At 68.4% G+C, this 25,965-nt stretch carries 27 protein-coding genes; 17 read left to right on the forward strand and 10 right to left on the reverse strand.

Annotated features, from left to right (window positions below; translation table 11 throughout):
• Nucleotides 1-41: 41 nt before the first annotated feature.
• Complete coding sequence (locus tag RZE77_RS31500; protein ID WP_319442610.1) at nt 42-800, forward strand: hypothetical protein; 759 nt, start codon at nt 42-44, stop codon at nt 798-800.
• 53 nt (nt 801-853) lie between these two features.
• A complete protein-coding gene (locus RZE77_RS31505; RefSeq protein ID WP_319442611.1) occupies nt 854-1,132 on the forward strand; it encodes a hypothetical protein in 279 nt (92 codons plus the stop codon).
• Nucleotides 1,133-1,191: 59 nt separating this feature from the next.
• On the opposite strand, the gene RZE77_RS31510 is transcribed toward RZE77_RS31505, so the two are convergent.
• The 5 genes from RZE77_RS31510 to RZE77_RS31530 form a co-directional block, all read right to left on the reverse strand.
• The gene (locus RZE77_RS31510; protein WP_319442612.1) at nt 1,192-2,343 is read right to left on the reverse strand and encodes a hypothetical protein; all 1,152 of its coding nucleotides are present in this window, start codon (nt 2,341-2,343) and stop codon (nt 1,192-1,194) included.
• A 27-nt stretch (nt 2,344-2,370) separates the two neighbouring features.
• Nucleotides 2,371-3,078: an MOSC domain-containing protein gene (locus RZE77_RS31515; RefSeq protein WP_319442613.1), complete on the reverse strand. Its 708-nt coding sequence runs from the start codon at nt 3,076-3,078 to the stop codon at nt 2,371-2,373.
• Entirely contained in the window at nt 3,075-3,767 is a 693-nt protein-coding gene (locus RZE77_RS31520) for a glutamine amidotransferase (RefSeq protein WP_319442614.1), read from the reverse strand. Before RZE77_RS31520 ends, RZE77_RS31515 begins: the two co-directional genes overlap by 4 nt.
• A gap of 4 nt (nt 3,768-3,771) precedes the next feature.
• Complete coding sequence (locus RZE77_RS31525) at nt 3,772-4,341, reverse strand: redoxin family protein (protein ID WP_319442615.1); 570 nt, start codon at nt 4,339-4,341, stop codon at nt 3,772-3,774.
• Nucleotides 4,342-4,406: 65 nt separating this feature from the next.
• Complete coding sequence (locus RZE77_RS31530; RefSeq protein ID WP_319442616.1) at nt 4,407-4,952, reverse strand: carboxymuconolactone decarboxylase family protein; 546 nt, start codon at nt 4,950-4,952, stop codon at nt 4,407-4,409.
• A gap of 108 nt (nt 4,953-5,060) precedes the next feature.
• On the opposite strand from RZE77_RS31530, the gene RZE77_RS31535 reads away from it, so the two are divergent.
• Complete coding sequence (locus RZE77_RS31535) at nt 5,061-5,912, forward strand: AraC family transcriptional regulator (protein WP_319442617.1); 852 nt, start codon at nt 5,061-5,063, stop codon at nt 5,910-5,912.
• Between the two features lie 36 nt (nt 5,913-5,948).
• Here the strand turns inward: RZE77_RS31535 and RZE77_RS31540 are convergent, their stop codons facing one another.
• Nucleotides 5,949-6,860, reverse strand: coding sequence for a LysR substrate-binding domain-containing protein (locus tag RZE77_RS31540; protein WP_319442618.1), 912 nt, complete (start codon nt 6,858-6,860; stop codon nt 5,949-5,951).
• Nucleotides 6,861-6,982: 122 nt separating this feature from the next.
• Between RZE77_RS31540 and RZE77_RS31545 the strand changes: the two genes are divergently transcribed.
• The 7 genes from RZE77_RS31545 to RZE77_RS31575 all read left to right on the forward strand — a co-directional run bounded on the left by RZE77_RS31545 (nt 6,983) and on the right by RZE77_RS31575 (nt 13,726).
• Nucleotides 6,983-8,146 carry a CaiB/BaiF CoA transferase family protein gene (locus tag RZE77_RS31545; protein WP_319442619.1) on the forward strand — a complete coding sequence of 388 codons (1,164 nt, stop codon included), beginning with the start codon at nt 6,983-6,985 and terminating at the stop codon, nt 8,144-8,146.
• A gap of 52 nt (nt 8,147-8,198) precedes the next feature.
• Complete coding sequence (locus RZE77_RS31550) at nt 8,199-9,119, forward strand: dioxygenase family protein (RefSeq protein WP_319442620.1); 921 nt, start codon at nt 8,199-8,201, stop codon at nt 9,117-9,119.
• A 12-nt stretch (nt 9,120-9,131) separates the two neighbouring features.
• Nucleotides 9,132-9,938, forward strand: a complete 807-nt coding sequence (locus tag RZE77_RS31555; RefSeq protein WP_319442621.1) for a citryl-CoA lyase — start codon at nt 9,132-9,134, stop codon at nt 9,936-9,938.
• Nucleotides 9,935-10,900, forward strand: a complete 966-nt coding sequence (locus RZE77_RS31560) for a Bug family tripartite tricarboxylate transporter substrate binding protein (protein WP_319442622.1) — start codon at nt 9,935-9,937, stop codon at nt 10,898-10,900. The genes RZE77_RS31555 and RZE77_RS31560 overlap by 4 nt, the downstream gene beginning before the upstream one ends.
• A 52-nt stretch (nt 10,901-10,952) precedes the next feature.
• Nucleotides 10,953-11,939, forward strand: coding sequence for a Bug family tripartite tricarboxylate transporter substrate binding protein (locus RZE77_RS31565; RefSeq protein ID WP_319442623.1), 987 nt, complete (start codon nt 10,953-10,955; stop codon nt 11,937-11,939).
• 51 nt (nt 11,940-11,990) lie between these two features.
• Nucleotides 11,991-12,800, forward strand: coding sequence for an AadA family aminoglycoside 3''-O-nucleotidyltransferase (locus RZE77_RS31570; protein ID WP_319442624.1), 810 nt, complete (start codon nt 11,991-11,993; stop codon nt 12,798-12,800).
• A 65-nt stretch (nt 12,801-12,865) separates the two neighbouring features.
• Entirely contained in the window at nt 12,866-13,726 is an 861-nt protein-coding gene (locus RZE77_RS31575; protein ID WP_319442625.1) for an NmrA family NAD(P)-binding protein, read from the forward strand.
• 27 nt (nt 13,727-13,753) lie between these two features.
• On the opposite strand, the gene RZE77_RS31580 is transcribed toward RZE77_RS31575, so the two are convergent.
• From RZE77_RS31580 to RZE77_RS31590, 3 genes are all read right to left on the reverse strand, one after another.
• The gene (locus RZE77_RS31580) at nt 13,754-15,541 is read right to left on the reverse strand and encodes an alkaline phosphatase D family protein (RefSeq protein WP_319442626.1); all 1,788 of its coding nucleotides are present in this window, start codon (nt 15,539-15,541) and stop codon (nt 13,754-13,756) included.
• Nucleotides 15,542-15,685: 144 nt separating this feature from the next.
• Nucleotides 15,686-16,279 (reverse strand): hypothetical protein, encoded by a 594-nt coding sequence (locus RZE77_RS31585; protein ID WP_319442627.1) that lies wholly within the window; start codon nt 16,277-16,279, stop codon nt 15,686-15,688.
• A gap of 126 nt (nt 16,280-16,405) precedes the next feature.
• The gene (locus RZE77_RS31590) at nt 16,406-17,071 is read right to left on the reverse strand and encodes a TetR/AcrR family transcriptional regulator (RefSeq protein WP_319442628.1); all 666 of its coding nucleotides are present in this window, start codon (nt 17,069-17,071) and stop codon (nt 16,406-16,408) included.
• A 132-nt stretch (nt 17,072-17,203) separates the two neighbouring features.
• Between RZE77_RS31590 and RZE77_RS31595 the strand changes: the two genes are divergently transcribed.
• The 3 genes from RZE77_RS31595 to RZE77_RS31605 all read left to right on the forward strand — a co-directional run bounded on the left by RZE77_RS31595 (nt 17,204) and on the right by RZE77_RS31605 (nt 20,860).
• Nucleotides 17,204-17,989 carry an SDR family NAD(P)-dependent oxidoreductase gene (locus RZE77_RS31595; RefSeq protein WP_319443447.1) on the forward strand — a complete coding sequence of 262 codons (786 nt, stop codon included), beginning with the start codon at nt 17,204-17,206 and terminating at the stop codon, nt 17,987-17,989.
• 79 nt (nt 17,990-18,068) lie between these two features.
• Nucleotides 18,069-19,013, forward strand: coding sequence for a LysR substrate-binding domain-containing protein (locus RZE77_RS31600; RefSeq protein ID WP_319442629.1), 945 nt, complete (start codon nt 18,069-18,071; stop codon nt 19,011-19,013).
• An 89-nt stretch (nt 19,014-19,102) separates the two neighbouring features.
• Nucleotides 19,103-20,860: a carboxylesterase/lipase family protein gene (locus RZE77_RS31605; protein WP_319442630.1), complete on the forward strand. Its 1,758-nt coding sequence runs from the start codon at nt 19,103-19,105 to the stop codon at nt 20,858-20,860.
• A gap of 1 nt (nt 20,861) precedes the next feature.
• On the opposite strand, the gene RZE77_RS31610 is transcribed toward RZE77_RS31605, so the two are convergent.
• A complete protein-coding gene (locus tag RZE77_RS31610) occupies nt 20,862-21,698 on the reverse strand; it encodes an IclR family transcriptional regulator (protein WP_319442631.1) in 837 nt (278 codons plus the stop codon).
• A 194-nt stretch (nt 21,699-21,892) separates the two neighbouring features.
• On the opposite strand from RZE77_RS31610, the gene RZE77_RS31615 reads away from it, so the two are divergent.
• The 4 genes from RZE77_RS31615 to RZE77_RS31630 are packed head-to-tail and all read left to right on the forward strand — an operon-like array spanning nt 21,893 to nt 25,755.
• Nucleotides 21,893-22,852, forward strand: a complete 960-nt coding sequence (locus RZE77_RS31615) for an MBL fold metallo-hydrolase (protein ID WP_319442632.1) — start codon at nt 21,893-21,895, stop codon at nt 22,850-22,852.
• Between the two features lie 57 nt (nt 22,853-22,909).
• A complete protein-coding gene (locus RZE77_RS31620) occupies nt 22,910-24,544 on the forward strand; it encodes an FAD-dependent oxidoreductase (RefSeq protein WP_319442633.1) in 1,635 nt (544 codons plus the stop codon).
• A 12-nt stretch (nt 24,545-24,556) separates the two neighbouring features.
• Nucleotides 24,557-24,766 carry a DUF2783 domain-containing protein gene (locus tag RZE77_RS31625; RefSeq protein ID WP_319442634.1) on the forward strand — a complete coding sequence of 70 codons (210 nt, stop codon included), beginning with the start codon at nt 24,557-24,559 and terminating at the stop codon, nt 24,764-24,766.
• A 32-nt stretch (nt 24,767-24,798) separates the two neighbouring features.
• The gene (locus RZE77_RS31630) at nt 24,799-25,755 is read left to right on the forward strand and encodes a Bug family tripartite tricarboxylate transporter substrate binding protein (RefSeq protein ID WP_018904736.1); all 957 of its coding nucleotides are present in this window, start codon (nt 24,799-24,801) and stop codon (nt 25,753-25,755) included.
• Nucleotides 25,756-25,965: the final 210 nt, after the last annotated feature.

Below are 25,965 nucleotides of genomic sequence, written 5' to 3' on the forward strand. Positions count from 1 at the left end.
ATCCACTGCGCCAGCCATACATACAAGAGGAGAAGAGAACCATGCGCAGCCGACTGCTTGCCTTCGTCATTGCGATCGTCCTGGCCGGGTGCGCTGCCACGGCGCCACCGGTCCCGCCCAATACAGGCAAGCTCGCGAAGGGCGCCAAGGTCGGGGTGCTGGTCTACATGCCTTCGCCGGCGCAGCACCTGCACGTGGGCACCACCGTCTTCAACAACTTCTCGGCAAACTATCAGTTTCCCTGGACGCCCACCTCCAGGGCCTACGAGATCTTCGCGTCGGACCTCGAGAGGGCAGGCTTTCAGGTCGTGAAGCTCTCCAGCTTCGCAACGAGCACCATCGACACTCTGGCTGTTTCAACGGATGGGCGCTGGATCGCGAACCCAAAGCAGGACTGGGCGGCCCGAAAGCTCCGGGAAGAGCAGATCTCGGCGGTCGTCGTGGTCGAAGGGAAACGAACGCTCGCGCGGCTCGAGTGCACCGGTGGCCCCTGCGCCGAGAGCTACATGGCGAACTCGGGTCTTTTCACGCGCAGCATGCTGGGAACGACGAGGTACTTCGCCGTGCCCGCTGTCGAGGCAAAGGTCTTTGTCATGGATCCTCCGATGGACCTCATGGCCTACGAGCCGATGAAGACCCTGCAGGCGCGCCGTGTCCGGCAACTCGACAATTTTCCCGAGCCCCGCGACTTCAAGCGACTGAGCAATGCAGAGTTCGCGCCCGTGGCTGCCTCGATCGATGCGCACCTGCGGTCGCTTTCGCGCAGCGCCGCACAGGCATTGAGCAATGGCGTGAAATAGGATCTGGACTCCCGTATGTCTCGATGGTCCCGACTCGGCCTCGGGTTTGACGCATGAATCTGCGGCAAGCCAGATCGTGGGTGCCTTTTGCCTGCGCATCCATTCTCAGCTTCGTGGCCTACAGGACCCTTTCCGCAAGCGAGTGGTACTACGCGATCCTGTGGCTGCTGGCTGGCCTGAGCGTCGTGCTTGCGGCGAGGCTTCTCTTTCAGGCCGGCTTCAAGGCGTGGCCAGTTGCAGCAACAGCCATCGGCCTGCTGGCCGGGCAATGGTGGCTGGTGGAGGCTCTGATCCTGCGAGCGTTCTGGCGCCTCAACGGGTTCGGCCCTTGATACTCGCCCAAGTCCCGGGGCGACCTTCGCCGCATGCGCTTCAGCGAGGTGCGCTTGCCTCAGGTTCCTTCGCTGCCGCCCGGCCCGCTGCGCTGAAGATCGATCCGCAGCCCCTCGGCGGTGCCGTTCTCGACGTGCAGCGCGAAGCGCATCGCCGAACCTTCGACCAGGATCTCGATCGCCAGCTTCGCCGTCGCCCGATCGAAGCCCATCTGCGCGCCCTTCCAGGCCGCCGCGGCATCGCGGGCCGCGAGTGACGCCGTCTCGACCTTGAGGCCGCGGCCGACGGACCGGGAGTTCAGCGCGATCGCATGGCGCCCTTCCAGATGCACTTGCAGGCCCGGCGCGGCAACGAGCCCCTCGCCAAGCCGCAGCTCGCCCGAGAGCGACGTGCGGCCCAGCAGCAGGCGCGCCTGCTGTGTCAGCCCGTGGCCAGGCCCACTGCGGCCCTGGCGCAGCATCGATTCGGCAAAGGCCTGCAGCTGCAACTTGCCGCGCTCGGAGACCCAAGGGCCCAGCAAGGCTCCGCGGTGCTCGAACACCACGCCCGCGAGCGGCGCCGCGGCAAACTGGTACAGGTAGCTGCGCCCGTTGGGCGCGTCGACGTAGATGCCCATCCGGCTCACGCCCATGCGCGAGTCGGGCCCGACATGCTCGACCGTCGCATCGTTGAAGTCGATCTGCCCGTCGCGAATGGGCACCGTGACGTCGGCATCGAACAGCAAGTGCGCGTCGGTGATCTGGCCGCGGATGGTGCCTTCGGCCTCGCGGAGCGGTGCGAGGTGCCACGCATCGGCCGCCGCATGGCCGGCCGCGGCGCCGGGCGTTGCTGCCGCTGCGTCCGCGCCCTGGCTCGCCTCGCGGATTTTCTGGATCTGCGGCGGCAGCACCAGCGGGCCATGCAGCTTCAATCCCGAGCACTCGGCCTTGTCCGCCTGGACGGAAACCAGGCGCGGCACGCCGGCCTCGGCGCGCAGCCGAGCCACCAGCTCATGCACGTCGATGCGGCCGATTTCAAGGACGAACGGATCCGACGCAAGCCGCAGCGCCATCGCCTCGAACCGCCGGACCCGGAGTTCGACGGCGCCGTCCGGCATGGATTGCCACGTCACGCCCTCGAGCGTGCAGCGATTGCGCCCGGCATCGCCGGAAGCCCCGAGTTCCGATCCGAGTGCGAGTTCGATGAGGGAGGCCGCGAGCGAGACGGTCATGCCGTGCTTCTACCAGACCTCGCGAGATCATGCGCCGTTCGGTGGCAACCGCAGACGCGGCTCCCAGTCTTCGACACGCCCCGAGGCTGCGCGTTTTTGAAAGGTCTGGCGCCAGCGTTCGGCGAGCGCCGGCAATTCGGCCGCACGCTCCCATTCGGGCGCCGCGTGCGCGTCCCGGGTGAACAGCAATGCAATGAGACGCGACAGAGGCCAGTCCGGGTGCGGCCGATCGACCCGCACGGCCTGCGCGCCGGCGCGCACCCAGCCGGGTTCGAGCGTGCGGTAGTACCAGCCCGTGTGGCCGCGCGCCTGCATCTCGCGTGCCATGCCGCGCTCGCCGAACCGCAGGTCGAGTTTCCAGCAGGGCTGCCGGCCCTGCGACACCTGCACCAGCGCCTCGCCAAGGCGCACCACGTCGCCGATGCACACGTTCGATTCGTCCCAGCCGCGGGAGGAGATGTTCTCGCCGAATGCGCCCGGGTTTGCAAGCAGGTCGGCGCGGCGGCTCCAGGAAGCCCAGCGGGCATAGTGCTCGCGAGGGTAGTGATGCACCGCCTTCTCGACACCGCCGTGGATGCGCAGGTCGGCCTGCGCATCGCCCTGCAGGCCCGTGGCCGACAGCCACAGCGCGTGGTCCGCGGGCAACTTGTGGATGCCGCTCGACGAGCGCCCGTCGGGCAGCAGCGCCACCTGGCCCACCAGCAACGCATCGATCACGGTGGCGCCTGGCGTCATTCGAGCTGCCCCAGCCAGGCCGTCAACATCGCCGCGGCGGCCGTGCAGGGGCCGGCGCCCAATGCGGCGCTGCGGGCGCGCAGCGCGGGTATGTCGACCCCGGCCTGGACGAGTTCGCAGGCATGCCCGATCAGCCATGGTTCGATGCGCGACGGGTCCGCCTCCGGATGGAACTGGAGCCCAAGCGCATGCGACCCCAGGCTGAACGCCTGGTGCGGCGTGGAAGCCGTGCTCGCGAGCAGGACGCCGCCCGGCGGAACGTCGAAGGTGTCGCCATGCCAGTGGAGCACCGGGCTGCCTTCCAGCCGCGCAAGGCACGAGGCCTGGCCGGCCTCGTTCAATTCGACCGGCGCCCACCCGATCTCCTTGCCCGCGGCCGGATACACGCGCGCACCGAGCGCGCTGGCCATCAGCTGCGCGCCCAGGCACAGCCCCAGGGTCGGAAGCCGCAGCGCCAGGCGCTCGCGCAGGCCCGCCAGCTCGTCTTCCAGCCACGGATAGGTCCGGATGTCGTAGGCGGCCACGGGACCGCCGAGCACGACGACAAGCCCGGCGCTGCGCCATTCGTCGACGCCAAGGGGCGAGACGCCGGCCTGCCGGTACTCGATCTCGTAGCCGGCGTCCGCGAGCACGCGCGCGAACGAGCCGAGGTCCTCGAAGGCGAGGTGCTGCAATGCGATGCACTTCATGGGATCAGGCTCCATCGGCCTGGCAGCCCTCGCCGCGGCACCCGCCGCGCGCCGATGCAAGGCCGTCCGCATCGCCCGAGGACCGCGTGATCAGCGTCGCGGGTGCCTCTTCGGCGGCCAGCTGGCCGATGGCCGCGCCGAGCGCCATGTCATCGAGCAGGCCGAAGTGGCTCAGCCGGATGCGGCCCTGCCTGTCGATGAGGACGACGCTCGGCGTTCCCTGCAGCTGGTACGCCCGCATCGTCGCGGGAATGCTGCCGCGGGAAGGCGCGTCGATGCCGATGGGAAACATCAGGCGGTACTCCTGCACGAATGCGGCAAGGGCAGCGGCGGTCATCACATCCTGGTGTTCGAACACCGTGTGCAGGCCGATCACGGCAACGTCCTTGGCATCGAAAAGCTGCCGCGTCTTCTTTGCCTGCGGCAGGCCGTGCGACACGCAGGCCGGGCAGAGCATCTGGAAGGCATGCAGCACCACCACGCGGCCGCGCAGCGACTCCAGCGTGAGGGCGCTGTCCGCGTTGAGCCATTGGGCAACCTGCAGCGCGGGCGCCGGGGGAAAGATCTTCGGCATGTCGAAAGCTCCAACGTGAAGGCAACCAGGAAGCGGCCGCGCCGCCCCCTGCACTATCGCTCCGGTCAGGCGGCTGCGCGCAGCTTGACCGACGGAAAATCGACCGGCACGTCGAAGGCCACGTTCACATAGTTGGTGAACAGGTTCAACGCCACGTGCGCGACGATCTCGACGATCTGCGCATCGTCGAAGCCGGCGCTGCGAAGCGCGTCGACATCGGCAGCGCCGACCTGGCCGCGCGCATCGACCAGCTTGAGCACGAAGCGCAGCGCTGCCGCCGTCTGCGGGTCGGAAGATTCGCCCGCCTGGGCCGCCGCCATGTCTGCGGCGGACACCCCGGCCTTGCGGCCGAGCGCCGTGTGCGCGGCCAAGCAATAGTGGCATGCGTTGCGGTCAGCCACCGCCACGGCGATCTGTTCGCCGAGTTGCGCAGGAATGGCGCCGCCACCGAGCGCGCCGAACGATCCCCACATGCTCTTGAGCGCGGCCGGCGAATTGGCAACGGCGCGGAACATGTTGGGCGTGGCGCCGAAGGTGCCATGGATGTTCGCCAACAGGGCCTTGGCTTCGCCGGCGGCTGCGGCTTCGTTCACGAGAGGGATGCGAGACATGGGAGTCCTTTGAAGAAGTGGAGGAACGAAGCCAGTGTCTGCGCATGCGCCGTATGATCGGGATCGTTTCATCCGAATAAGATACCTTTTCGTCCAGAATCGACCCGCATGCCCCCGATCGACAGGCTTTCCTCTCTGCTCGAGCGCTTTCACGTGCGGGCCCATCTGTTCCACGCCGGCCCCTTGTGCGGCACCACGAAGTTCGCTGCCCGGCAAGGCCGCGGCTTCCTGCATGTGCTGCGGCGCGGCGAGATGGTGGTCACGCACTCGGCGCGCGCCGGTGTGCCGCGCAAGCTCGCCGTGCAGGCGCCGTGCCTTCTTTTCTATCCCCGGCCCCTGGCGCACAACTTTCACAACGCACCAGCGGAGGGTTCGGATTTCGTCTGCGCGACGCTCGATTTCGATGGCGGCGAGGCGCATCCCCTGGCGCGCGCGCTGCCGCCCCTGGTCGTCCTGCCACTCGATGCCGTGGAGGGCCTCGAGCAGTCGCTGGCGCTGCTCTTCGCCGAGACCACCCGGGTGCTGTGCGGCCACCGCCTGCTGGCCGACCGGCTGTTCGAGGTCGTGCTGATCCAGCTCCTGCGCTGGCTGCTCGACCACCCGCAGGAAAGCGAGCTTCCCGCCGGCCTTCTGGCCGGACTCGGCGATGCGCAGCTGGCGCGCGTCCTGGTCGCCATGCACGAGCGTCCGGGCGATCCCTGGACGCTGGACCGCATGGCGCGCGAGGCCGGCCTGTCCCGCAGTGCGTTCGCCCAGCGCTTCAAGGCCGTGGTGAACGCCACGCCCGCGGACTACCTCGCCAGCTGGCGCCTCACGATCGCACAGGCCGAGCTCCGGAAGGGCGCATCGCTCAAGACCATCGCGGACACGCTCGGCTACGCCAATGCATCTGCGCTGTCGCGGCTCTTCACGCAGAAGGTCGGCATGCCTGCGCGCCAATGGCTGGCCAGCCGGCAGTGAAGGTGCCCGGACGCGGCCTCTGAAACCGCGCAGCTGCTAGCGCGTGCGCAGGCCAGCGCCCTGCAGGCTGCTGCGCAGCGCCAGCTTGCGCACGATGGTCGAGAACGCGCGCGTGGCCGCCGCGTCGCGTGCCACCGGCGACCACAGCATGCCGGGCGTGCGCACGGGCGTGGGGCTTTCGAGCCGGATGACCACGAGCCCCGAGAGCGGGTTGACCACGTTCGCGGCCACGATGGACGCGAGCTGCGTCTTGGCGACCAGGTCCATCATCGGCGCCAGCGTGTTGATCTCCGCCACCACGTGGGGCTGCGCGCCGCAGGAGCGAAAGCATTCGTCGAGCATCTGGCGCGTGGCAAAGCTGGCCGGCAGCAGCACCATCGGCAGCCGGTGCAGCTCCACCATGCGCACGCGCTTGCGCCGCGCGAGCGCGTGCTTCCTGGCCACCACCAGCACCATCTCCTCGTTGTAGAGCGGCTCGAACTGCAGCGGCCCGGGCACGCTTGGCCGGTAGGCGATGCCCAGGTCCAGCGTGCCCTGCTGCAGGCGCGCGGCGATCTGGTCGGCCGACAGCTCCTCGACCACCACCTTCACGCGCGGATGCCGCGCCTGGAAGCTCGCGATGCAGTCTGGGATGAAGCCGAGGTTGAAGGTGTGCGTGGAGCCCACGCGCAGCTCGCCCGCCACCTCGGAGCTGTCCTGGCGCAGCGCGCCCAGCCCCAGGTCGATCTCGTGCAGGGCCTTGGTGCAGTAGTGCAGGAACTCGTCGCCGGCGTCGGTCAGGCTCACGCGCTTGCCGATGCGGTCGAACAGCGCAACGCCGATCTCCTCTTCGAGCTGCTTGATCTGGTGCGACAGCGTCGACTGCGTGACGTGCAGGCGCTCGGCCGCGCGCGTGAAGTTCAGCGAGCCCGACAGGGCGATGAAGTAGCGCAGGTGCCGGAGTTCCATGGCGTTCCTCGGAAGCAATGATCGATGGCATCGATGCTAACGATGGAAAACAATCATTTTCGGAATTCTTGGATGCAACCTAAAGTTTCTCCGGCCCCACCACAACGACAGGAGACTCCCCGGTGCAAAAAGTCCTCAGCGGCATCAAGGTGCTGGAACAAGGCACGTTCATCACCGGACCGGCCGCCGGCATGTTCCTCGCGGACCTGGGTGCCGAGGTGGTCAAGATCGAGCAGCCCGGCGCGGGCGATCCGTTCCGCGCCTTTCGCGGCGGCCTCTACAGCCCGCACTTCCAGACCTACAACCGCAACAAGCGCAGCGTCACGCTCAACCCGAAGCTGCCCGAGGACGCGGCCGTGTTCGACGAGCTGGTCAAGGACGCCGACGTCTACATCCAGAATTTCCGCCCCGGTGCGGCCGAGCGGCTGGGCGCCGGCGAGTTGCGGCTGCGGGCGCTCAATCCACGGCTCGTGTATTGCGCGATCAGCGGCTTCGGGCAGACCGGCCCCGCGGCCGGGCGCCCCGCCTACGACACGGTGGCGCAGGCCGCAAGCGCCTTCCTCAAGCTGCTGGTGAACCCGGCCAACCCGCGCGTGGTCGGCCCCGCGCTCGCCGATGCCATGACCGGCTTCTACGCCGCCTACGGCGTGCTCGGCGCACTGGTCGAACGGGGCCGCACCGGGCGCGGGCGCGCGGTCGAGGTGTCGATGCTGGAGGCCATGTGCCACTTCAACCTCGACGCCTTCACGCACTTCTTTTCCGAGAGCGAGGTCATGGGCCCGTTCAGCCGGCCGAGCGTCTCGCAGTCCTACGTGCTGGAGTGCGCGGACGGCCTGTGGATCGCGCTGCACATGTCCTCGCCCGAGAAGTTCTGGCAGGGCCTGGCCAACGCCATCGAGCGCCCTCGCCTGTTCGCGGACCCGCGCTTCGCCTCGCGCGAGGCGCGCATCGCGCACCAGGAAGACCTGATCGCGCTGCTCGGCGAGCTGTTCCGCCAGCAGACCCGCGCAGCGTGGTGCGCGCGGCTCGAGGCCGAGGACGTGCCGCACGCGCCCATGTACGACACGCGCGAGGCCATGGAAGACCCGCAGGCGCGGCATCTGCAGCTGCAGGTGAGCGCACCGCACCCCGAGGGCGGCGAGTGGCACACCATCCGCTCGCCCGTGAGCTTCGACGGCGAGCGCGCGCTCGAAGTGACGGCGCCGCCCATGCTCGGCGCCGACAACGCGGCCATCGTCGAGCCGATCCGTCGGCGCCTGGGGCAGCCGCCCACCGCCGCGCGCTGAGCCCACGCAGCCTTCCAGAACAAAACGAAACGAGCCAGGAGACAAGAACACCATGACCCCATCGAACGAAAGCGAGCTCACGCAGACCGTGCTGCAGAGCCTCAAGGGAACGCGCGACGCGCGCTTCCTGCAGCTCATGCAGTCGCTGATCACGCACCTGCATGCCTTCATCCGCGAGGTGGACCTGAAGCCGGACGAATGGATGCAGGGCATCGAATTCCTGACCGCCACAGGCCAGACCTGCACCGACAAGCGCCAGGAGTTCATCCTGCTGTCGGACACGCTCGGCGCCTCGATGATGGTCGTGATCCTGGACCAGCTGCGCGCCGCCGCCGGCAAGCGCGGCCGGGCCGAGGCCAGCGAAGCCACGCATGCCACCGAGCTCAGCGAGGCCACGCACGCCACCGTGCAGGGCCCCTTCTACTGGGAGGGCGCGCCCGACCTGCCGCTCGGCGCCGACGTGGCCCAGGGCGCCCGCGGCGAGCCGACCTTCTACAGCGGCCGCGTCACCGACACCCACGGCCAGCCGCTCGAGGATGCGCTGCTCGACATCTGGTCGGGCGACGGCGAAGGCGTGTACGACATGCAGCTCGAAGGCGCCGCGATGCAGGCGCGCGGGCGCATCCGCACCGACCACGAAGGCCGCTACTGGTTCTGGTCGATCCGGCCGAGCTTCTATCCGATTCCGGTCGACGGGCCCGTGGGCCGCATGCTCGAGGCGATGGGCCGCCATCCGAACCGCCCCGGCCACATCCACATGATGGTCTCGGCGCCGGGCCATGTGCCCGTGACCACGCACCTGTTCGTGGCCGGCAGCCCGTACATCGAATCCGACGCGGTGTTCGGCGTGCGGCCGCGGCTCGTCGTGGACTTCGAGCCGCACCCCCCGGGGCGCGCGCCGGACGGCAGGTTACTGGAAACGCCCTACTGGTCCGCGCACTACGACTTCCGCCTCGAACCCCGACACGCCTGAAAGACCACGCCCATGAAAATCGGAAAGTCCACCGTCCCGCGCACCGCCATCTGCACCTCGGACGAACACACCATCGTCGTGCGTGGCCAGGACCTGTGCCAGGAGCTGATCGGGCACCTGTCGTTCACAAACTATTTCTTCCTGCTGCTCACCGGCCGCCGCCCCGATGCCGCGTGCAGCGCCGTGCTCGACGCCACGCTGGTGGCGATTGCCGAGCACGGCCTCGTGCCGAGCGTGCAGGCCAGCCGCATGACCTTCGCGGCCGCGCCCGATGCGCTGCAGGGCGCGGTGGCGGCCGGCATCCTCGGCTGCGGCTCCGTCATCCTCGGTGCGTCCGAAACCGCGGGCCGGCTGTTCATCGACGTGGCGGCGCGCGTGGATGCGGGCGCCACGCTGCCGCAGGCCGCCGCCGCGGCCATCGCCGAGCTCAAGGCCGCGCGCGCCGCGATCCCGGGCTACGGCCATCCGCTGCACAAGGAACGCGATCCGCGCGTCGACCGGCTGATCGGCGTGGCGACGCAAGCCGGCGCCGACCTGCGCTATGTGCGCATCGCGCAGGCGCTGGAAGAGGCGATCCCGGGCATCGTCGGCAAGGACCTGCGCATGAACGTCTCGGCGGCGATTCCGGCGGTGCTGCTGGGCGTGGGCTTTCCGGTGGCGTCGCTGCGCGGCGTGCCGATCCTCGCACGCACCGCGGGGCTGATCGCGCACCTCGCGGAAGAGGCCGAGACGCCGAGCGGCTTTGCGCTGTCCTACCAGGCCACGCGCGAGTTGCAGTACGAAGGCACCGTGCCCGCGGGCTTTGGGAAGGCGCCATGAAACGCCGCGAGATCCTGGCCGCGCCGCTCGTTGCAGCAGCGCTGCTGGCGCAAAGCAGCGCATGGGCCCAGGCAGCCAATGAGCGCCCCCTCAAGCTGGTCGTGCCCTTCGCGGCCGGCACCACGACCGACATCGTGGGACGGGTGCTGGCCGAAGCCCTCGGGCGCCAGCTGTCGCAGGCGGTGATCGTCGACAACCGGCCCGGCGCGGGCGGCGCCATCGGCAGCGAACTCGTGGCCCGTTCGGGGGCGGATGCGCACACCGTGCTGCTGGGCACCGTGGGCACGCATGCCATCAACGCGACGCTCTACAAGCGGCTTTCCTACCATCCGCAGCGCGACTTCGTGCCGCTGGGCTTCGTCGGCGCCACGCCCACGCTGCTGGTCGTGCCCGCCGCCGCGCCGTGGAGGACGGTGGCGGACCTGCGCCAGGCCAGCGGCAAGTCGGTGAGCTTTGCCTCGGCCGGCAACGGCACCTCGGGGCACCTGGCGGGCGAGTTGCTCAACCTGCGGCTCGGCAAGGATTTCGTGCACGTGCCCTACCGCGACGGCGCGCAGGCGCTCACCGAGGTGATGGCGGGGAACGTGCAGTTCATGTTCTATCACCCGGCCGCCGTGCTGCCGCAGATCCGCGCCGGCAGGCTGCGCGCGCTGGGCGCATCAAGCGCGCGGCGAAGCATGGCCGCGCCCGACGTGCCCACGCTGGCCGAGCAGGGCATTGCGGACTTCGACCTGGTCGCGTGGTTCATGTTGTATGCGCCGGCCGACATGCCCGCCGCGCAGCGCGACCGCCTGCGCGAAGCCACGCAGGCGGTGCTTGCCCAGGCCGCAGTGCGCGACAAGCTCGCGGCCCAGGGCATCGAGCCGATGGCCATGGGCGCGGCGGACATGGCCGCCTTCGGTACGGCCGAGATCGCGAAATGGGGCGAGGCCGTGCGCCGCTCCGGCGCGCAGGTGGATTGAAGAAGACAGAACAACCCAACAAGCGGGCACCCATAGCCCAAGGAGACAAGCCATGCTTTCAATAACAAACCTCGTCAAGAAGATGCTCGGCCTGGTGCTGGGCCTCGCCGGCATGCTGGCCACGGGCCATGCAAGCGCCCAGACCGCGGAGTGGCCCACCAAGCCGATCCGGATCGTCGTGGGCTTCGCGCCCGGCACGCCGCCCGACATCTTCGCGCGCATGTACGGCGACTACGCGAGCCGCAAGCTCGGCGTGCCGGTGCTCATCGACAACAAGCCCGGCACGGCCGGCAACCTCGCGTCGGATACGGTCGCCAAGGCGCCGGCGGACGGCTACACCTTCCTCTACAACCTGTCGACCGCGTTCACGATCAACCCGTACATCTACAGCAAGCTGCCCTTCGACCCCGAGAAGGATTTGGTTCCCGTCGCCACCACGATGCGCCAGGGCCTCGTGCTGATCGCCAACACCAAGTTCCCGGCCAAGACCATCAAGGAGCTCGTGGCCGCGGCCAAGGAAAAGCCCGGCACCTATTCGCATGCTTCGTACGGCGCGGGAAGCCCCTCGCAGCTGATCGTCGAATCGTTGAAAGACGAAGTGGGCATCACCATGCTGCATGTGCCCTACCGCGCGAGCCCCATCGCCGACCTCGTTGGCGGACAGGTCGACACGCTGATGGAACCTATTGCGACAGGCTATCCGCTGATCAGCAGCGGCCGGGTGCAGGCGCTGGCCTACTCGGGACCCACGCGGCACCCCGCGCTGCCCGACGTGCCCACGCTTTCGGGGGTGATGCCGGGCTTCTCGATGATGTCGTGGCATGGCATCTGGGCGCCCGCGAACACGCCCGCCGCGGTGCTCAACCGGTTCAATGCGGTGTTCGTCGAAGCGAGCAAGGACCCGGACCTTGCCAAGCGCATCAAGGACCTCAACAGCGAGCCGCTGGGCGTCACGCGCACCGAGATGAGCGCGATGGTGCGCCGCGACGCGGAGATCTACAGCCGTGTCGTGAAGGCGCGCAACATCCGCGTGGATTGACCTGCTGCGCCCATCGCCTCCCACTCCTCATGGCCCTTAACATCGGCCGTGATGACCGCTTCACTGCCACCCGAAATCATCCCGCAACTGGCGCAGGCGCGCGCCGTTCTCGCGCATCACCTGGCCGGCACGCTCCAGGCCATCCACCTGTTCGGCTCCGCCGTCGACGGGGGGCTCAAGCCGCACAGCGACATCGACCTGATGGTGACCGTGGAAGCGCCGCTGCCCGCACAAGTGCGGCATGCGCTGATGACGGACCTGCTGTCGGTCTCGGGCAGCCCCGGCGCCGGCGGACCGTGGCGCCCGCTCGAAGTGACGCTCGTGGTGCGGAGCGAGGTCGTGCCCTGGCGCTATCCGCCGCTGCGCGAACTGCAGTTCGGCGAATGGCTGCGCGACGCGCTGCAGGCCGGCATCGTCGAGCCGGCCATGCCGGACCATGACCTTGCGATCCTGCTCACGAAGCTGAGGCAGCACAGCGTCTGCCTGCTCGGCCCTCCCGCGGCCGAACTGTTCGACCCCGTGCCCCGCGCCGATTTCACGCGCTCGTTGCTGGACACCGTGGCGCAGTGGAACGACGCGCCGGACTGGCAGAGCGACGAGCGCAATGTGGTGCTCGCGCTCGCGCGCATCTGGTTCAGTGCGTGCACAGGCCAGATCGCGCCCAAGGATGCCGCCGCGGCATGGGCGCTGGAGCGCCTGCCCGGCGAGCACCGGCCTGTGCTGGCGAGCGCGCATGCGGCTTACCTGGGCCATGCGCCGGACAACTTGGCCGATCGTCCTACCCAGGTCGGGGCGTTCGTGCGCTACACCAGGGCGCTGATCGAGGGTGTCGTCTGCGCAGGCCCCGCGCCCGCGCGGTGAACCATTGCGGCGCAGCCGCACCCCGCCAGGCTTTCCTCCAGGCACGACGAACAGGAGAGACACGGATGTACGTCATCATGGGTGGTACAGGGCATGTCGGTTCGGCGGTCGCGCAGGCACTGCTCGACCGCGGCGAAGCAGTGACGATCGTCACGCGCGATGCGAAGCGCGCCGGTGCGTGGCGCGCAAAGGGCGCCGAGATCGCCGAGGCAAATGTTGAAGACGTGGCGTCGCTGCGCGCGGCGTTCCAGCGCGGGCGCCGCGCCTTCCTGCTCAACCCGCTCGCGGACACGTCGGCGGACACCGACACCATCGAGCGGCGAACGGTCGCCAACATCCTGTCTGCACTGGAGGGCTCGGGGCTGCAGAAGGTGGTGGCGGAATCGACTGGCGGTGCGCAGCCCGGCGAGCGCATCGGCGACCTGAGCGTGCTGTGGGAGCTCGAAGAGGGCCTGCGCCGCCAATCCATTCCGGCGGCCATCAACCGCGCGGCCTATTACATGAGCAACTGGGACGGGCTGCTCGATGCGGTGCGCAGCACGGGCAGGCTGCCCACGATGTACGACCCCGACCTCACGATTCCCATGGCCGCGCCGCTCGACCTCGGCGAGATCGCGGCCCGCAGGCTGGTGTCCCCGCTCGACGACGTCGGCATCCGCTACGTGGAGGGGCCGCGGCGCTATTCCTCGGTCGACGTGGCAAAGGCGTTCTCGCAAGCGCTCGGCCGGCCGGTGGAGCTCGACGTCACGCCGCGCGACAAGTGGAAGGCAGCGTACCGCGGCCTCGGCTTTTCCGAAGCGGCCGCAGACTCGTATGCGCGGATGGCCGCGGTGAGCGTCGACAGCGGCTTCGACATGCCAGGCGATGCCCTGCGCGGCTCGACGACACTCGAGGCCTACATCCGCGGCCTGGTGGCGCGATCCTGACGGCGGCGCGCCACCCACCACCCACGTTCAGGCAGCGAGCACCTGCAGGTTGCCAGCACCGGGCAGCACGCGCAGCGTGGCGGCCGTCCTCACCGAATAGTCGCGGCTCAGCACCGTGCTGACCTCGATGTAGTCGCAGCGCGCCTCGGCCGGCGTGAGGGTCAGCACGGCATAGCCGCGCTTGCTGGTCTCGGCGTAGCGCAGGTCGTCGATGATGCGTCGGAAGCCATCGGACAGCAGGTCGTTGGCGATCAACGGCAGCGCCCGCTCGAAGCCGGGCGACGACACCGACGAGGTTCCGAATTCCACGCCGACCCGCTGCCCCGAAGCGTCGGTGAGGTTCCCGGCCCAGGCGTTGTGCGTGTCGCCGGCCAGCGAGATCAGGTTCTTGCCCTGGTTGCGCGCCATGGCGAGCACGGCATCGCGCGCGGCCGGGTAGCCGTCCCACGCGTCCAGGTTGTAGGGCACCTTCTGCTGCGTGATCAGCGCGCGCTGGCTGTCGCTGCGCGCGGAATCCGGAAGCGCCTGCGCCGCCAGGTAGGCGGTCAGCGTCTCGACGCTGAAGTCGGTCGCGATGCTCAAGGGAATGACCATGCGCATCATGAGCACCTGCTGGCCGAGCACCTGCCAGGTGCAGGGCGATGCGGCCATGCGCTGGGACAGCCAGTCCACCTGCGGCTGGCCCATCAGCTGCCGCGTGGGCGCCGACGCCTCGCCGGCCAGGTACTGCGAGAGCGTGACCTGCTTGTCGCGGCCGATCAGCCGGGTGTCGAGCATGTGCATCGAAGCCAGCGTGCCGAAGTCGAAGGAGCGGTAGATCCGCAGCGGGTTGGCCGGGTCGGGCAGCCGCGTCGGCAGCCACTCGTGGTAGGCCTGCACGGCCGCCGCGCGCCGTGCCGCAAAGCTGCCCTCGGTCGCTTCGTCGTGGTTCTCGGCCCCGCCGGACCACGCGTTGTCGGCCAGGTCGTGGTCGTCCCACACCGCGATCATGGGCAGCCGCGCATGCAGGGCGCGCAGGTCGCCGTCGGTGCGGTACTGCGCATGGCGCAGGCGGTAGTCCGCGAGCGTGAGGATCTCGTGGTCGGGCCTCGACTCGCGGTCGATGGCAATGGCCAGCTGCGAGGCGAAGCCCACGCGGCCGAATTCGTAGATGTAGTCCCCCAGGTGCAGCACCACGTCGATGTCGGTGCGCTTGGCAATGTCGGCATAGACGTTGAAGTAGCCGCTCGGGAAATTGGAGCAGGACACCACCGCCAGCCGGGCCTGCGATACGCCGCCCACCGGCAGCGTGCGGGTGCGGCCGATGGGCGAGCGGTCGTTGCCCATGGAGAAGCGATAGAAATAGGTGCTGGCCGGCTGGAGCCCCATGGCGTCCACCTTGACCGTGTAGTCGCGCTCGGGGCCGGTGCTCGCGGTGCCGCGCGCGACGATGATGCCGAAGCGCTCGTCGCTGGCCACCTCCCATTCGACGTTGAGGGTGCCCGGCGCGGCGGCCGTCACGCGGGTCCAGAGGATCACGCGGTCGGACAGCGGATCACCGCTCGCGATCCCGTGCTTGAACACCGAGTTGGATCCGTCGGGCGGACGCCCGCCCCCCACTCCGCCACCGATGCCGATGCCCCCTCCTCCGCCGCCGCCACCCCCGCCACAGGCGGTCAGGCCGATACCGCTGCCCGAGAACATCGCGAACAGCACGGCGCTGCGCAGCAGCGAGCGCCGGGTGGTGCCACTCAGGGCTTGCGGGGGGTCGGTGTCTGCATCGTGAACGGCATGGCTGGCCTCGCCGTTGTTCTTCTTCTCGTCGTGGGTGCGCATGGCTGTCTCCTGATCCGCCGACGGCAAGACGCACGGCACGCCTCGGTCCCCGTTCGACGTCGGCGCCATTGAAAGTGAAGACCTTGGTTTTCAACGTAGGCTGCCGCCGATGCGCGCGTCAGCCGGGAGCGCGCGGGGGTGCCGTCAGTTCAACGTGTCGAAGAGCCTGAAGATCCACGACAGCTGGTAGACCAGCGTGCCCGCCACGAAGACGGTGTGAAAGCGCTGGCTCGCCGTCCTGGCCGCCACGATGCACAGCAACACGAGAACGGGCGTGCGGATCAGGTACTCCAGCGCAAAGCGGGCGAAGTGCGCCTCGCCCTTGATCAGCGTGTCGACCACGTCGAGCAGGTAGGTCGCAGCCAGCAGGCCGAAGAACCAGGCGCGCCGGGCATAGAAATAGTCTTCATAGCTCGCGTAGTCGCGCATGCTGTCCGGAAAGAGCAGCGCGCACAGCAGGAACAGCACGATCGCGTAGCTCACGATGAAGGCATAGGTGCCGAAGGTCCAGCTCTCGATCTGGTAGAGGCCGAACTCCCACCACCAGAAATGCACCAGCGCCAGCAGGACCGAAGCCACCCAGGCAAGGTGCACCGCATAGAGCCGGTACTGCGCCGGGTGCTGCACGATGCGCGCAACGCCCGACAACAGCCGCGTGACGCCAAGGCCGATCACCATGCCCATGACGATGCGGATGTGCGGGAAGATGTCGTGGGCGGAGATGACTTGTTGCTGCATTCAGGGGCTTCATGGTGTTGGGACGATGCCAAGGGTGGCCAGGCTGCCGACGCCACGCTACAACACCTGGAGGTGCGGCTCTGTGCAAGACCCTGCTGCGATCGGGCGTTTTGATCCGATGGCCTTCTACGCCTGGGCCATTCCCCGCATCAATGTGAGCAGGGCGTGTTCGAGGTCTTTCTCGAAGTCGTACCGCAGGCTCTTCAACTCGGGGAGCTCTGTCACTTGCGCGGCCATCCCCGCCGGGTTGCTGAGCGGCCACAGCCCGATGATGAGCGGCAGCGCATGCTTCACCACCTGTTCGAAGGCCCGCACCGGCATGGCGGGCACGCGGGCATGGAAGTCCTGCGCTGTCCGTTGCCGGACGGCCAGCAGGCTGCCTTTGAAGTCGACCATGCGTTCGAACGACACCTTGCGCTCGAGGATGGACGGCAGGATGCTGATCAGCCGGCAAAGCAGGGGCCGCGCAGAAATCGCGGAGGCGAAGACGCGGGCAATGTATTCGACGCTCGCGCCGGCCTTGCCGCCGCGCGCCAGCGCCGTGCCCAGCTCGGCATGCCAGCCTGCAAATTCTTCGACGAGCAGGTCCATCAGCACGGCCTCGCTGCTTTCGAAATAGCGGTAGACGTTCGACTTGGTCATTTGCGCCTCGCGCGCGAGTTCGTTGATGCCCAGGTCGAGGGCCTCCGGGCTCTGGCGCAGCATTTCCCGGGCGGTGGCCAGCAGGTGGCGGCGCCGCTCTTCCTTCTGCTCGGCAGAGCGGGCGCGTACGTAGGGGATGGGCGAATTCATGCGGCGATCAGACTCCATTTGCTAAAAGACCGATGGTCTGTTAAATTGCAGACCAACGGTCTCCAATCTTGCCTGAAAGCAAGGATGCCGGCCACCTCCAGCATCACAGCGGCTTCAACAAGGGCGAACATCATGGCTACCAACGTCGACTCCTGGGTTCTCATCACCGGTGCATCCAGTGGTTTTGGCGAGGAATTCGCAAGGCAATACGCGGCCAAGGGCCACCCGCTGATTCTGGTGGCGCGCCGGCTCGATCGGCTGCAAGCCCTGGCTGCGGCGCTGCACCGGGAGTGGGGCGTCAGGGTCATCGTGGAGCAGGCCGACCTGTCGGACATGGCCGCCGTCCGCGCGTTGCACGCCAGCCTTCGCGAGCGCGCCATCGAGGTCGAGATCCTGATCAACAACGCAGGCCATGGCCTGCAAGGCACTTTCCTCGACACGCCGATGCAAAGCGCCCTGGACATGCTGCAACTGGACATCGCGAGCCTGACGGTCATGACGCGGCTCTTCGGCGAGGACATGCGTGCGCGCGGCCACGGAAAGATACTGCTCGTGGCCAGCATGCTGGCTTACTTCGGCGTGGAAAACATGGCCGTCTATGGCGCAGCCAAGGCCTATGTGCTGCGCCTTGGCGATGCCTTGCACCGTGAGTTCAAGCGCGATGGCGTGACGGTGACCTCGCTGTGCCCCGGCATGTCCGACACCGGCTTTGCGCAGGCCGCAAAACAGAAGATCACATGGGGGCTCAAGCTGCTGATGATGAAGCCGGCACCGGTGGTGCGGGCGGGAATCCGGGCGCTGCACGCCGGCCGCGTCAGTGTGGTTCCAGGCTTCAACAACAAGGCTGCCGTGGCGATGGTGTGGGCAACACCGCGATGGCTGCACCAGGCCCTCTTTGCGCGCGTCATGAACAGTTGAGCGCGTTGCGCGTGCCACCCGGGCCGGCGCCAGGTGCCCGGCCAACTCACAATGCCGTCTTTTGCCTTGGGAGCCGAAGATGGACGAAACCGGAGATGTCGCGGACGACCTGATGGCCCTGGTCGCCGTGGTCGAGGCAGGAGGGTTCAGCGCCGCAAGCCAGCGCTTCGGCATTCCCGTGTCGCGGCTCAGCCGCCGCATCTCGGGGCTCGAGAAACGCCTGAACGTCAGCCTGATCGTGCGCAATTCGCGCAGCTTCAAGGTGACCGACATCGGACAGCGGATGTATGCGCACGGCGCGAACATCCGGGCCGAAGCGCAGCGCGCACTGTCCGCCGCGCGCGACAGCCTGGGCGAGGCATCGGGGACGCTTCGCATCTCGTGTCCCATCGCCTTGAGTGCCATGCTCGTGGGCCCGCTGGCCATCGACTTCAGCCTCAGACATCCGCGCGTGGCGATCACGCTCGACGCGACCGACGGCCGGCCCTCGGCATTCAGCGACCCCGTCGACCTGTTGATACGTCCTTCGGTCAAGCCGCTTCGCGACTCGAGCCTGGTGATGCGCAAGCTGGCCGACATTCCCTACGTACTCGTCGCATCGCCCAAGGTCCGCGACGCGCTGCCGGGCGCCAAGCTTCCCGCGCAGCTGCAGGGCTGCCCGGCGATAGGCTGGACCTTCATGCCACATCCTGCACGCTGGATGCTGAGCCATGCGCACGAGGGCGACGCAGAGATCGATGTGCGCGTGCAGTTCACGAGCGACAGCCTGCTGCAGATCCGCGAAGCTGCGCTCGCGGGGCTCGGTGTGGCGCAGCTGCCCGCGTCGATGTGCACCGCGGACTTCAAGGCCCGGCGTCTCAGCCTGATCGCACCCGGCTGGGCGCCGCCGCCGATCTCGCTTTTTGCGCTCTATCCCTCGCGGCGCGATCTCACCATCGCGGGGCGCCTTTTCCTGGACGAACTCTGCGAAGCGGCCTCGGCGCTGGGAAAGCCGGGCCAAGGCAACGCATTTTTGGAAAGCTGAGTTGCGCCGCCGGCCCTGTCATGCGGCGGTCATCCTTCCTAGACTCGCGTCGCTTCGGCACCATCCCGGGCCGGCGAACAAGGAAGCACATGACGACTTCGAGCGACCCATGCGAGCATTCGGCAACCAGCCGGCGCCGGTTCATCCTTTCCGCCAGCGCATTGGCCGCCTTGCCGCTGAGTGGCTGCGGCGGTGGCGGCAGCAGCGGCAGCGGCTTTCTCCCGCTGCCCGCTGCGGCGATGCCACCGGCTCCCGCACCTGCACCCGCACCCGCGCCGGCCCCGGCACCCGTGGTCGAAACGAGCTCCGGCACATTGAAGGGACAGCGCACGGCCGATGACGCCGTCGCGTTCTTCCTCGGCGTCCCGTATGCGCAGCCGCCCGTCGGCGCCCTGCGGTTTCGCTCGCCGCAGCCGTACCGGGCCCCGGGCGGCGTGTTCGACGCCACGGCTTTCGGGGCCGCCAGCCTGCAGACCTTGCCGGCGTACGTCACCTGGATCTATCCCTCTCCTGCCGTTCAGAGCGAGGATTGCCTGACGCTGAACGTGTGGGCACCAAGCCAGAGTCGCAAGCTGCCCGTCGTGGTGTGGCTGCACGGCGGCGCATGGCGCACCGGCGCCACCAGCATGCCGCTGATGAACGGCGAGGCGCTCGCGCGCAAGGGCGTGGTCGTCGTCACCGCCAATTTCCGGCTCGGTGCGATGGGCACGCTGTCGCATCCGGACCTCGTCGATCCCGACACGGGGACGCAGGCCAACTGGCAGCTGCAGGACCAGATCGCGGTGCTGCAGTGGGTGCGGCGCAACGCCGAGGCTTTCGGTGGCGATCCCGCCAATGTCTGCCTCATCGGGCAGTCCGCCGGCGGCACGAGCGGCGCGATCCTGGCGCAGAACCCTGTTGCGCGGGCCTGCTTCCAGAAGGCCATGCTGTTGAGCCCGGCCGGGGTGCCGGCGCCCACCGGCTTCACCCTGGCCGACGCCGGAAGGTATGCCGAAGCGCTGGCCGCCAGGCTGCAGACAACGCCCTCGGGCTTGCGCGACATTCCGGCGTCGACGCTGCACCAGGCCGAACTCGCGCTCAATGCGCAGCCATTGCCGGCGGGCATCACCTCCGGCCGGGGCTTGCGCGCAGCACCGATCGTGGACGGCCAGGTCTGCCTTTCCGACTGGACGCGCACCGCATGGCCAGGCGATCTTCCCCTCGTGATCACCAACACGCTGACGGAGGGATCGTTCTTCCTCGATGCCTACGACCCGATCACCCAGGCACGGCTGACGCCGGCGTTGCCTGCCAGCCGCGCCGAGCTCCTGGCCCTCGTGATACCCCAGGCGGGTGGTTCGCAGGCGAACGCCGATGCGGTGATCGACGCCTACACCGATGCAGCCGCACGCGAAGGCCGGTCGACCGCGCCGGGTGATGTATGGATCGAGATCTATGGCGACCGCGTCCTGCGCAACTTCAGCGTGCGCTATGCCGGCAAGGTCGCCGGCGACGGAGGCAATGTCCGATACGCCACCTATGCGCATCAGATCCAGGCGCCGGGGCGCGGCGTACCCCATTGCGCGGAATTGCCCATGCTGTTTGGCAGCTTCGGCCTCGACTACTACCGGGACAAGGTGGGAGCAGGCGCGGCCGAAGCGCAGCTGTCGGACGCATTGATGGCCGCGGTGCTGTCGTTCGCAAGCGATGGGAATGCGCGGCTGGCGCCGGAGCTCGGCTGGCCGCGCTTTTCGGGCGCGTCGGACTCCGCGGCGTCGTTCGGCGGGCAGAACGCCGCGGTGGCAACGATCGGCTTCGTGCCCAAGTTCGCACAACTGGGTGTCTGGGACGCCCTGCTCGGCTACTGAGTCACCCGGGCGGGCGCAGGGTTCCGGCGTTTCGCCATCCAAGGCGGCTGGATGCTTCGGCTGCGGCATTGCGAACGGCGGTCGCGGCGCTGGAGTTCCAGTCGGCCGAAAAACCGTCGCGATGCCCGAGCGCCGTGATCACCACAACAGGTTCGCCGTCGTGGTCGAGCACAGGGGCGCTGAAGGCGTTGACGCCGGGAATCGGCCTTCCCTCGGCGCGCGTGACGCCGTGCTCGCGAAGCTCCGCCACAGCCTGCCGAAGCTCCTCGGCCTTCGGCTTGCGCAGCGGCGCCTTCCGATCGTCCGGGTCTCCGAGCGCCACCGCCATGGCCTTCTCGATGCGTTCGGCGGGCAGCACGGCGGCAAAGGCGCGGCCGGTGGCCGTGCCGAGTATCGACATCACGGTTCCGGCGCGCATGGAGACATGCAGCGGTTCGCGTGCCTCGATCATCCGGATGATCGTCGGTCCGAAGTTGCCCCAGATGGCCACCGCGACCGCATGTCCGGTGGAGGCCGCAAGCTGCTGGGCAACGGGCAGCGCCACCCGGACCGGGTCCAGCTGGTGCAGGCATGTCAGTCCCAGGCGCAGCGCGGCCGGGCCGAGCGCATAGCGGCCGGTGTCGGGTTCCTGCTCGATCAGTCCGAGCTTGCCGAAGCTCACCAGGTACGGGTGCGCACGTGAAGCGGGCAGCCCGGATCGGCTCGAGAGATCCCTGAGCGTCAGGGGCGTCTGGCTGTCGGCCAGCGCAAGCAGCAGCCGCCCGCCGACTTCGATCGCCTGGACGGCCCGCTGCGCCTTGTCTTCCTTCGCAGCTTCTTCGGGGTGGCTGTCTCGCATATCGCCTTTCAGGTTGCCGCAAGTCTAGTTCGCGCGGGAGGACGGGATTCAGCACGCGCCAGCCCCGCTGGCAGGACTGGTTCTCGGGAAAACACCTAGTTCCACCTATGCAAATCAGTTTGCCATAAACAAATTCACATCGCATACTGCAAACGCATTTGTTTTAGACAAATTCAATCCCAGGAAGCCCCCGCATGAACACCCCCAAGAAATTCGCCTCGCAAGCCGACCTCGAAGAGAAGCAGATCAGCTTCACCCGGCTCTCGGAACACGCCTGGGCCTATACCGCCGAAGGCGACCCGAACACCGGCATCGTCGTGGGGGACGATTGCGTGCTCGTGGCCGACACCCAGGCCACGCCGGCCATGGCGCAGGACGTGGTCAGGCGCATCCGCGAGGTGACCGACAAGCCCATCAAGTACGTGGTGCTCACCCACTACCACGCGGTGCGCGTGCTGGGCGCGAGCGGCTTCGATCCGCAGCAGATCATTGCGAGCCAGGACACGCGCGACCTGATCGTGGAGCGCGGCGAGCAGGACAAGGCCAGCGAGATCGGCCGCTTCCCGCGCCTGTTCCGGAACGTCGAGACGGTGCCACCGGGCCTGACCTGGCCCACCATGACCTTCACCGGCAAGATGACGCTGTGGCTCGGCAAGCTCGAAGTGCAACTGCTGCAGCTCGGGCGTGGCCACACCAAGGGCGACACGGTGGTCTGGCTGCCGCAGGACCGCGTGCTGCTCAGCGGCGACTTGGTCGAGTTCGACGCCACGCCCTACGCCGGCGATGCCTATTTCAAGGATTGGCCGCGGACGCTCGAGAACCTCGCGGCCTTGAAACCCGCCGCACTGGTTCCGGGCCGCGGCCCCGCCCTGCTGGGCGAAGAGCAGGTGGCCGCCGGCCTCAGGGCCACCGGCAGTTTCATTGCCGACGTGCGCGCCTGCGTCGAAGCCGGCGTGGCCGCGGGCAAAGACCTTCATGCGGTCTACCAGGACACCTTCGCCCAGCTCAAACCCAAGTACGGCCACTGGGTCATCTTCGACCACTGCATGCCCTTCGACGTGACGCGCTGCTACGACGAAGTGACCCAGCACCCGGACCCGCGCATCTGGACGGCCGAGCGCGACATCGAGATGTGGAAGACGCTGGAAGGCTGATCGCCTTCCCCCGGCGGGGGAAGGAGCAATACAAAAACAAGGACACGGAGACACCACGTGATCGACTACCAAAGCCTGCGCTTCGACTACAAGCGCCATCCCGACCAGGACGCCGCGGCGCCAGTGCGCCGCCCGGTGGCCGTCGTTGGCGCAGGCCCCGTGGGTCTGGCGCTGGCCATCGACCTGGCGCAGCGCGGGATTCCGGTGGTCCTCCTGGACAACGACAACGCGCTGTCCACCGGCTCGCGCGCCATCTGCTTTGCCAAGCGCACGCTCGAGATCTTCGATCGGCTCGGCTGCGGCGACCGCATGGTCGGCAAGGGCGTGTCGTGGAACGTCGGCCGCGTGTTCTTCAGGAACGAGGAGATCTACAGCTTCGACCTGCTGCCGGAAACGGGACATGCGCGCCCCGCCTTCATCAACCTGCAGCAGTATTACGTCGAAGGCTTCCTGGCCGAGCGCGCGGCCGGGCTGCCGCTGATCGACCTGCGCTGGAAGAACAAGGTCGCGGGCGCCGTGCAGCACGCGGACCATGTCGCGTTGACGGTCGAGACGCCCGACGGGCCCTACCAGCTCGATGCCGGCTACGTCGCGGCCTGCGACGGGAGCCGCTCGAGCCTGCGCGGGCTGCTCGGGCTGGAAAGCAAGGGCCGGCAGTTCAAGGACCGCTTCCTGATCGCCGACGTGAAGATGAAGCTCGACCGGCCCGCCGAACGCTGGTTCTGGTTCGACCCCGAATTCCATCGCAACCAGAGCGTGCTGCTGCACATGCAGCCGGACAACGTCTGGCGCATCGACTTCCAGCTCGGCTGGGACGCCGATCCCGAGGAAGAAAAGAAACCCGAAAAGATCATTCCGCGCGTGAAGGCGCTGCTGGGCGAAGACGCGCAGTTCGATCTCGAATGGGCCAGCGTCTACACCTTCTCCTGCCTGCGGATGGACCGTTTCCGGCACGGCCGCGTGTTCTTCGCCGGAGACTCTGCGCATGGTGTTTCCCCGTTCGGCGCCCGCGGTGCCAACTCGGGCGTGCAGGATGCGGAGAACCTGGCGTGGAAGCTTGCCGCGGTCCTGCAGCGCCAGGCATCCGACGCGCTGCTCGACAGCTACGGCCACGAGCGCGAGTACGCGGCCGACGAGAACATCCTCAACTCGACGCGCGCCACCGACTTCATCACGCCCAAGAGCGAGGTCAGCAGGCTGTTCCGGGACGCGGTGCTCGAACTTGCCAAGTTCCACGCCTTTGCGCGCACCCTGGTCAACAGCGGCCGCCTGTCGGTGCCGGCCACGCTGCACAACTCGGCCCTGAACACGCCGGACGCCGACGCCTTCGAAGGGCGCATGGTGCCGGGCGCCGTGGCGGCGGACGCACCGCTGGTCCGCGCCGACGGCACCGCGGGCTGGCTGCTGCAGGAAGCAGGCCACGGCGCGTTCACGGCCGTGGTGTTCGGCAGCGGCGAGGTCGCGGAGCACGCGGCCCGCGCTGCGGCCGAGGCCGGCGCTGCCGCCGGCGTGCCGATCGAAACGGTGCGCATCCCGGCCGATCAAGCCCATGCGCTGGCAGCCGAGCGCTACGACGCGCGCGCCGGCACGGTCTACCTGCTGCGCCCCGACCAGCACGTGTGCGGGCGCTGGCGCCGGGCCGACGCCGGCCTCATGCGCGCCGCGCTCGATCGCGCGCTTTGCAACGCCTGAAGGATTCCTGCCATGCCGCAAGCCACCGCCGCGCAACAACTGACGACCGCACCGAACATCGAGGCCCCGGACGATTTCTACGAGGCGCTGATCGAAGCGCACCAAGGCCTCTCCACGGACCAGAGCCACGCCTTCAACGCGCGGCTGGTGCTCGTCCTGGCCAACCACATCGGATCGCTGCCCGTGCTGCGCGAGGCGTTCGCCGCTGCGGCACGCAAGTGAAAGCACCCATCACAACCAACGGAGACAAACCCATGATTCGCCTTTTCCTGACCGGCCTGGCGCTGGCCGCAAGCACCCATCTCGCCGTCGCGCAGGACAGCAAGCCCATCGAATGGGTGGTGGGCTACGCCGCGGGCGGCGGCTCCGACTCCGTGGCGCGCGCCACCGCAGAGGCGATGACAAAGAACCTGGGCCGGCCCATCGTCATCAACAACAAGCCCGGCGCGGCGACCAACATCGCCGCGGACTACGCCGCCCGCTCGAAGGACTACGGCAGCATCATGCTGACGGCCGACTTCGCCACGCTCGCAGCCAACCCGTTCCTGTTTTCCAAGCTCAGCTACAACGCCGAGAAGGACCTCGCGCCGGTCGGCATGCTGGCGCGCTTTCCGCTCGTGCTGGTGGTCGGTCCCCAGGTGCCGGCGAAGAACTTCAAGGAGTTCATCGCGTGGGCCAAGGCGCAGCCGGGCGGCGTGAACTACGCGTCGGCCGGCGCCGGCAGTCCGCACCACCTGGCCACCGAGCTGCTGCGCGAAAAGACCGGCGTCACGATGACGCACGTTGCCTACCGCGGCGCGGCGCCGGCAATGCAGGACATCCTCGGCGGCCAGGTGCCCTTCATGATGGTCGACACCGCCAGCGGCAACCAGTTTGTGCTGGCCGGCAAGGTCAAGGCGATCGGCGTTGCCAGCGCAAAGCGCATCGCGACGCTGCCCGACGTGCCGACCCTCGCGGAGCAAGGGCTGTCCGACTACGAGGCCTATGCATGGCAGGGACTGGCGGTGCCCAGCGCCACGCCCGCAGAGACGGTCGAGAAACTCAACAAGGCATTGGTCGACGCACTGAACTCGGCCCCCGTGAAAGCCCGGTTCCTGGCGCTCGGCGTCGAAGGACTGCCAGGCACGCCGAACGACATGGCCGCGTATGTGAAGGGCGAGCGCGAACGTTGGGGCCGCCTCATCAAGGCGAACAACATCAAGGTCGACTGATCGGATCCGTGTTGCCGGGCGGCGGGCGTGTCCCGCATGACGCTGCACCGTATCGAACGCGGCGAGCCCTCGGTCACGATGGGGGCCTATATGTCGACCCATCCGCGCTCGACGCGCGGGAGCGGCAACTGCTCGACGAACTGGCCCGCGCATTGGGCAGGAAGCCGCTGCATGTTTGAACGCCCAAGGACGAATAGCCCGGTCTGGCTG

It is taken from the genome of Variovorax sp. SPNA7, from assembly GCF_033807855.1.
Classification (GTDB): domain Bacteria; phylum Pseudomonadota; class Gammaproteobacteria; order Burkholderiales; family Burkholderiaceae_C; genus Variovorax; species Variovorax beijingensis.